This is a genomic window from Halobacterium bonnevillei (assembly GCF_009831555.1).
In the GTDB taxonomy this organism is placed as follows: Archaea; Halobacteriota; Halobacteria; order Halobacteriales; family Halobacteriaceae; genus Halobacterium; species Halobacterium bonnevillei.
On record NZ_WUUU01000155.1, the window covers coordinates 1 to 6,948 of the forward strand.

Annotated in this window: 8 protein-coding genes and 1 pseudogene; 8 read left to right on the forward strand and 1 reads right to left on the reverse strand. The window is 68.8% G+C overall.

The annotated features are described in order from the left end of the window. Positions 1-167: 167 nt before the first annotated feature. From GRX66_RS14815 to ftsY, 6 genes are all read left to right on the forward strand, one after another. Positions 168-917 carry a hypothetical protein gene (locus GRX66_RS14815; protein WP_159527249.1) on the forward strand — a complete coding sequence of 250 codons (750 nt, stop codon included), beginning with the start codon at positions 168-170 and terminating at the stop codon, positions 915-917. 107 nt (positions 918-1,024) lie between these two features. After that, positions 1,025-1,177, forward strand: coding sequence for a 50S ribosomal protein L39e (locus tag GRX66_RS14820; protein ID WP_059057931.1), 153 nt, complete (start codon positions 1,025-1,027; stop codon positions 1,175-1,177). Then, a complete protein-coding gene (locus tag GRX66_RS14825; RefSeq protein ID WP_159527250.1) occupies positions 1,177-1,455 on the forward strand; it encodes a 50S ribosomal protein L31e in 279 nt (92 codons plus the stop codon). Before GRX66_RS14820 ends, GRX66_RS14825 begins: the two co-directional genes overlap by 1 nt. A gap of 3 nt (positions 1,456-1,458) precedes the next feature. Next, the gene (locus tag GRX66_RS14830; protein WP_159527251.1) at positions 1,459-2,124 is read left to right on the forward strand and encodes a translation initiation factor IF-6; all 666 of its coding nucleotides are present in this window, start codon (positions 1,459-1,461) and stop codon (positions 2,122-2,124) included. A gap of 229 nt (positions 2,125-2,353) precedes the next feature. Continuing rightward, complete coding sequence (gene pfdA, locus GRX66_RS14835) at positions 2,354-2,815, forward strand: prefoldin subunit alpha (RefSeq protein ID WP_159527252.1); 462 nt, start codon at positions 2,354-2,356, stop codon at positions 2,813-2,815. Positions 2,816-2,819: 4 nt separating this feature from the next. After that, on the forward strand, positions 2,820-3,965 hold the full coding sequence (ftsY, locus tag GRX66_RS14840; RefSeq protein WP_159527253.1) for a signal recognition particle-docking protein FtsY: 1,146 nt from the start codon (positions 2,820-2,822) through the stop codon (positions 3,963-3,965). Positions 3,966-3,983: 18 nt separating this feature from the next. Here the strand turns inward: ftsY and GRX66_RS14845 are convergent, their stop codons facing one another. Next, positions 3,984-4,415 (reverse strand): hypothetical protein, encoded by a 432-nt coding sequence (locus GRX66_RS14845; protein WP_325064138.1) that lies wholly within the window; start codon positions 4,413-4,415, stop codon positions 3,984-3,986. Positions 4,416-4,637: 222 nt separating this feature from the next. Here GRX66_RS14845 and GRX66_RS14850 point away from each other — a divergent pair, with 222 nt between their 5' ends. Both GRX66_RS14850 and GRX66_RS14855 read left to right on the forward strand, forming a co-directional pair. Continuing rightward, positions 4,638-6,023: a signal recognition particle protein Srp54 gene (locus GRX66_RS14850; RefSeq protein WP_159527254.1), complete on the forward strand. Its 1,386-nt coding sequence runs from the start codon at positions 4,638-4,640 to the stop codon at positions 6,021-6,023. Between the two features lie 128 nt (positions 6,024-6,151). Then, positions 6,152-6,948: pseudogene (locus GRX66_RS14855) on the forward strand (hypothetical protein); the annotation flags it as partial.

Consider the following 6,948-nt stretch of genomic DNA (forward strand, 5'->3'; position numbering starts at 1 on the left):
TGCGAGTACGACTGGCTCCCCGACCCCGGCGTGTTCGCGGCGATTCCCGGCGGCGAGAAGGTGGCGTTCGGAACAGGACGACCGGGCGCAGGCGCGTTCGAGCGCGCCGAGTTCGAGTCGTGCCGCGACCTGCTCGCGGCGGTGCTGTCGGCCCCGGAGGTGGTGGCGTGAGAACCATCGCCGAACCCGTCGAGGGGACAGAGGTCCGCGTCACGCCCTCGGAGACGCCGGGCATCGAGGTCAACGGCGTGCCCGCGACGCTGGACGCCGTCGAGAAGGCCGACGTGCGCGTGGACCTGGCGAACGGCGCGCGCTCGTTCGTCGTCGAACACGTCCTCGGGCCGCTGGGCCTCCGCGGAATCACGGCGGCAAACGTCGTCGGCGTCCGCGACGAGTGGGACTTCGCGCGGCCCGAACACCGCTTCTGTTACGCCGCCGGCCTCGGGCCGGAGCACGTCGTCGGGCACCCCGCAGGCCTCCCGAACCCGGCGCTGGCGACCGCGCTCGGCGAGGTCGAGGTCGTGGAGCGCGACCCTCAGCCGCGACAGACCGTGAGCGAGCCCGTGACGTACGCGGCGAACGGCGGCGAGATCGAACTCCGTCCGCGGGAGCGCGGGGCCGGCGTCCGGTTCGACGTCCAGTACGGCGACGCCACCATCACCGCCGACGTCGACCCGTGCGGCCACACCGACGAGGAACTCGTCGAATCCGTGACCAACGCCACGACGCCGTACCTCAGCCCGACCGAAGCCGAAGCGGTCACGCACTCGATTGCCGACCTCGTCTCGGACGTCGCGGTCATCGGCGGCTTCGACGACCTCGTGGTCGACGCGACGCTCGCCGACGCCTACCACGCGCTCACGGTGGGCGCCGCCCGGAAAGCCCGCGAGACGGGCGTCGTCGAGCAGCGACCGTAGCACCCCGCACACCGGGCGACCTGCCCCGCAGGGAGCCGCTCACCCCGGAATATCGGTGGCCCGAGAAGAACAACGTTTTAACGACGGCGGTGGTACCGGCGTACACTATGGGTAAGAAATCGAAGGCGCAGAAAAAGCGGCTCGCGAAACTGGAGCGACAGAACAGTCGCGTGCCGGCGTGGGTCATGATGAAGACGAACCGGGACGTCCAGCGCAACCCGAAGCGCCGCAACTGGCGGCGTAACGACACCGACGAATAATGAGCGCAAGCGACTTCGAGGAGCGCATCGTGACGGTGCCGCTCCGCGACGTGACGAAGGTCCCGAAACACGAGCAGGCCGGCCAGGCGATGACCATCATCCGCGAACACCTCGCGAAGCACTTCGCGGTCGACGAGGACGAAGTCCGTCTCGACCCCTCCATCAACGAGGCCGTCTGGTCGCGAGGCCAGAAGAACCCGCCGCGGAAGATCCGCGTGCACGCAGCGCGCTTCGTCGAAGAGGGCGAGACCGTCGTCGAAGCCGAGTACGAAGAGTAAAGCTTGCAACGCGCTGCCTTCCTCGGGTCACCGTACGTCGGCGTCTTCGCTCGGGCGACCAGCGACTGCGTCCTCGTGCGGCCGGACCTCGGCGACGACCTGACCGACTCGGTCGCCGACGAACTCGACGTCCCGGCGGTCCCCACGACCGTCGGCGGGTCGGCGACCGTTGGCTCGCTGGTCGCCGGCAACGCCAGCGGCCTGCTGGTCAGCAGCCGCATCCGGCAGCGCGAACGCGACCGCATCCAGGACGCGGTGGGCGTGTCCATCGGCGACCTCCCGGGGCGCGTGAACGCCGCGGGGAACGTCGTCGTCGCGAACGACAACGGCGCGTACGTCCACTCGGAGCTCTCCCGGGACGCCGTGCAGGCCGTCGAGGACGCCCTCGACGTGCCCGTGACGCGCGGCCGACTCGCGGGCGTGAACACGGTCGGGACGGCCGCCGTCGCGACGAACGACGGCGTGCTCTGCCACCCGAAGTCGACGGACAGCGAACTCGACGACATCGAGGACGCGCTCGGCGTCCCCGCCGACATCGGCACCGTGAACTACGGCGCGCCGCTCGTCGGGTCGGGGCTCGTCGCCAACGACAACGGCTACGTCGTCGGCCAGGACACCACCGGCCCGGAACTGGGCCGCATCGACGACGCGCTCGGCTTCATCGACTAAGTTCGATCTGCCGCTCGAAATTCTGCGGCGCGTCTCGGTCGCTGCGGAGCGACCGCCACCCGAGCTGCCGCCGTGTCGCGCTGGCGCCTGTGACCCGCGGCAGGCGGGCCTTCGTTTCTCGCACGCGACTGCGAAGCGAGCGCTGACGCCGTAGCGCGCGGGCGTCTCGGCTCCGTCCGCGAGTTCCCGAGTAGGAAGATACTTCCCGCTCGCACCCGGAAATTTGGGTATGAGTCTTGGAGGCGGTGGCGGTCAACAGCAGCTGCAGCAGTTGTCACAGGAAATTCAGGCCATCGAGGAGGAGATGGAAGAACTCGAAGCGGAAGTCGAGGCCCTCCGCGAAGAGCAGACGGAGATCGACGAGGCGCAGGAAGCCCTCGACGTCCTCGAGACGGGTTCGACCGTGCAGGTCCCGCTCGGCGGCGACGCCTACGTCCGCGCGGAAGTGCAGGACATGGACGAGGTCGTTGTCAGCCTCGGCGGCGGGTACGCCGCGGAGCAGGACGCCGACGACGCCCAGGACGTCCTCGACGAGAAGCGCGAGGCCCTCGACGGCCGCATCGAGGACGTGCGCTCGGAGATCTCGGAGCTCCAGGAGGAGCAGTCCGCGCTGGAGCAGCAGGCACAGAAGGCCCAGCAGCAGATGATGCAACAGCAGATGCAGGCCCAGCAGCAGCAACAGGACGAATAAGGGCATGTTCGACGGTCTGAAGGACAAACTCTCGAACTTCCGCGAGGACGCCGAGGAAGTCGCCGAGGAGAACGCGGAAGCTATCGAGGACGACGAGCAGGCAGCCGCCGAAGCGGAAGCAGTCGCGGACGGCGAACCCGTGGAAGCACAGGCCGGCGCGGCGGCCGGCGACGGTGCCGACGCCGCGGCCGGCGACGTCGCGGATGCCGAGGCTGCGAGCGCGGACCCCGATTCTGCGGACGACGAACCTGACGAGGAGTCCAGCGGCGGCTTCATGAGCAAAGCGTCGTCGCTGGCGCGCGGCCGCGTCATCATCGAGGAGGACGACCTCGAGGGCCCGCTCCGAGAACTCGAGTTCGCGCTCCTGGAGAGCGACGTGGAGATGAGCGTCGCCGAAGCGATTCTCGACCAGATCCGCGAGGACCTCGTCGGCGAGGAGAAGAAGTTCACGAAGAGCACGGGGTCGCTCGTCGAGTCCGCGCTCCGGGACGCCCTCCTCTCGGTCATCGACGTGGACGGCTTCGACTTCGAGGACGCCATCGCGAACACCGAGAAACCCGTGACGGTCGTGTTCACGGGCGTCAACGGCGTCGGGAAGACGACCACCATCGCGAAACTCGGGAAGCGCCTCGAGGACCAGGGGTACTCGGTCGTGCTGGCGAACGGCGACACGTACCGCGCCGGCGCGAACGAACAGCTCCAGGAGCACGCCGACAACCTGGACATGAAGCTCATCAGCCACGAGCAGGGCGGCGACCCGACCGCGGTCGTCTACGACGCCGTGGAGTACGCGAAAGCCAACGACATCGACGTCGTCCTCGGCGACACGGCCGGCCGCCTCCACACGTCCAGCGACCTGATGCAGCAACTGGAGAAACTCGACCGCGTCGTCGACCCCGACTACACCATCTTCGTGGACGAAGCGGTCGCGGGCCAGGACGCCGTGAACCGCGCCAGCGAGTTCGACGACGCCGCCGCCATCGACGGCACGATTCTCACGATGGCGGACGCCGACAGCCAGGGCGGCGCCGCCATCTCCGTCTCGCACGTCACTGGAAAGCCGATTCTCTTCCTCGGTACCGGCCAGGGGTACGACGACATCCAGCCGTTCGACCCCGACGCGCTCGTCGACGACCTGCTCGCGGACTGACCGCGCACTCGTCGATTACTACACCGGCGTGTCCGGTTCCGGCGTCTCCGCGTCCACCAGCACCAGGTCGCGACGACTCCCCTGGCGGTCGTACGCCCGCACGGACTCGACCTCCCACGGCGGCACGCCGACGAGCACCGTCGCGTGCAAGTCGTCCGTCACGGACACCTCGCTGTCCCCCCGCGGGTGGGACGTGAACCGGCCGGCAGTCTGGCCGGTCGGCGCCGCCAGGTCCATCCCGAACACGCCGGACAGCGAATTGCCCGCGTCCGGGAAGTAGAAGTCCGAGAGCACCTGCGTCTCGACGTCCAGCCCCGTCAACGGGCCGTCCGTCGGTTCCAGGTCGCCCGCGCGCGTCGCGGCCAGGCGGACCGACACCGAGTTCGGGTCCGCGTCCGCCGCCAGCTCGCACAGCACGGACACCAGCGCTCTCGTAGCGTACGTGGGCACGCGCCGACGTACGGGGGCGACGCGGTTCAGCATGCCGGTCGTTTTCGCGGCCCGCTCACCGGACGGCGACCAGCGGGTGCCGCTCACAGTGACGTGGTCTCTCAGCGGTCGACCACGCGGCTCACGCATCGCTTTACTCCGCGTTCACGATGACGTGGGCTCGCTTCGCTCGACCACGCAGATAAAGGCTCTTACGGGACCGTCGCCTACCGGACACTAACAATGGTACTTGACGACCTCGGGAGTTCCCTGCGGGGAACGCTTGACAAACTCCGCGGGAAGTCCCGCATCTCCGAGGAGGACGTCGACGAAATCGTCAAGGAGATTCAGCGGTCGCTGCTCCAAGCCGACGTCGACGTCAGCCTCGTGATGGACCTCTCGGACTCCATCAAGGAACGCTCGCTTGAGGAAGAGCCGCCGGGCGGGACGTCCGCCCGCGACCACGTCCTCCGCATCGTCTACGAGGAACTCGTCGGTCTGGTCGGTGACTCCACGGAGATCCCCCTGGAGAGCCAGACCATCATGCTCGCCGGCCTGCAGGGCTCCGGGAAGACCACGACGGCCGCGAAGATGGCGTGGTGGTTTTCGAAGAAGGGGCTGCGGCCCGCAGTCATCCAGACGGACACGTTCCGGCCGGGCGCCTACGACCAGGCCAAGCAGATGGCCGACCGCGCGGAAGTCGAGTTCTACGGCGACCCCGACGCCGACGACCCCGTGCAGATCGCTCGCGACGGCCTCGAAGCCACCGCGGACGCCGACGTCCACATCGTGGACACGGCGGGACGCCACGCGCTCGAGGACGACCTCATCAGCGAAATCGAGGAGATCGAATCGGTCGTCGAACCGGACCGCAGCCTGCTCGTGCTCGACGCCGCCATCGGCCAGGGCGCGAAAGACCAGGCCCGCCAGTTCGACGACTCCATCGGCATCGACGGCGTCGCCATCACGAAACTCGACGGGACGGCGAAAGGTGGCGGTGCGCTGACCGCCGTCGACGAGACGGGATCGACCATCGCGTTCCTCGGCTCCGGGGAGACGGTCCAGGACATCGAGCGCTTCGAGCCGGACAGCTTCATCTCGCGGCTGCTCGGCATGGGCGACCTCAAGCAGCTCACCGAGCGCGTCGAGCGCGCGATGGAGGAAACCCAGGAGGGCGAGGACGACTGGGACCCCGAGGACCTGATGAAGGGGGAGTTCACGCTGAAGGACATGCGCAAGCAGATGAAGGCGATGGACAACATGGGTCCCCTCGACCAGGTGATGGACATGATTCCGGGGATGGGCGGCGGGCTCATGGACCAGCTCCCCGACGACGCGATGGACGTCACCCAGGACCGCATGCGGAACTTCGAGGTCATCATGGACTCGATGACCGAGGCGGAACTGGAGAACCCGCGCTCCATCGGCGCCTCCCAGGTGCGGCGCATCGCGAAGGGGTCCGGGCAGAGCGAGGACGCCATCCGGGAGCTGCTCGACCAGCACAAGATGATGGCCCAGACGATGAAGCAGTTCCAGGGGATGGGCGACGGCGACATGCAGCGCATGATGAAGAAGATGCAGCAGGGCGGCGGCGGTGGCGGAGGCGGCGGCTTCGGCGGCATGTTCTGAGGGCGAACCCGCCACTGAACCCCGGTTGTGCGAGCGACGCGGCGTCTGTTCTCCGGGACGACTCCGAGCGTGACCGGGTGCTCCACTGACCAGTAGCATTTTGGCGATGGTCGCGAAACAGCGCGTGAATGGCGGTCAGGGATACGGACGAGGACCGGCACCTCACCGGCCAGATTCGGCGCGTGATACGAGTCCACGCAGAGGCCGTGCCGGCGTCCTATCCGGTCAGTATCGACGCGAGCCGCGCGCTCGTGCTCGAAATCGAACGCGAGGGCGACGACAGCGCCGCCGAAGTGACGGGTGGCCGAAGCGGTACTGTCCGAGCGACGGACACCAGACCCGGTACTGCCGGCGCAGCGGGCAGAAGCGGGGACGGTGGAGAAACGGGCCGCGGGAGCGACGACACGAACGACGGCGCTGTCCGCGTCTTCGAAGCGTGGCCCAGCGGTGGTCAGGCGGACAGCCGGCTCGTGCGACTGCTCGACGCCGTCGGCGAATCGCCCGCGAACCCGGGCGCGCTCGAGGGGAAGCGCGTCGCGCTCGAGTCCCGCGACGACCGGGTCTGCGTGGACGTCGACGGCACGGAGCGGTTGCACGCGACGGCGACTCAGGAGAGTGTGGACACGCATTCGCTCGCGGAGGTCGTCGTGCTCGCGGGCGCTATCACGGGGTTCCTGGCGTTCCTCGCCACGCAGACGGCGGCCCGGTGGGCGGCAGTGCCGCTGGCCGTCGTCACTGCAGTCACGCTCGCGGCCTCGCTGGGGTTCGACGCGTGGCGCACCGAGGACGCAGAGTGGTCGCCTCGGACGCTCTCGTGGGCGGCCGGCGGCGCCGTCCCCGTGTTGAACGTCGCTGTGGCAGTGGCGTACCTCGCGCGGAAGGCCGCCGCCGTGGAAGCGCCGGTGGACGCGGCCGGAGTCTGGCG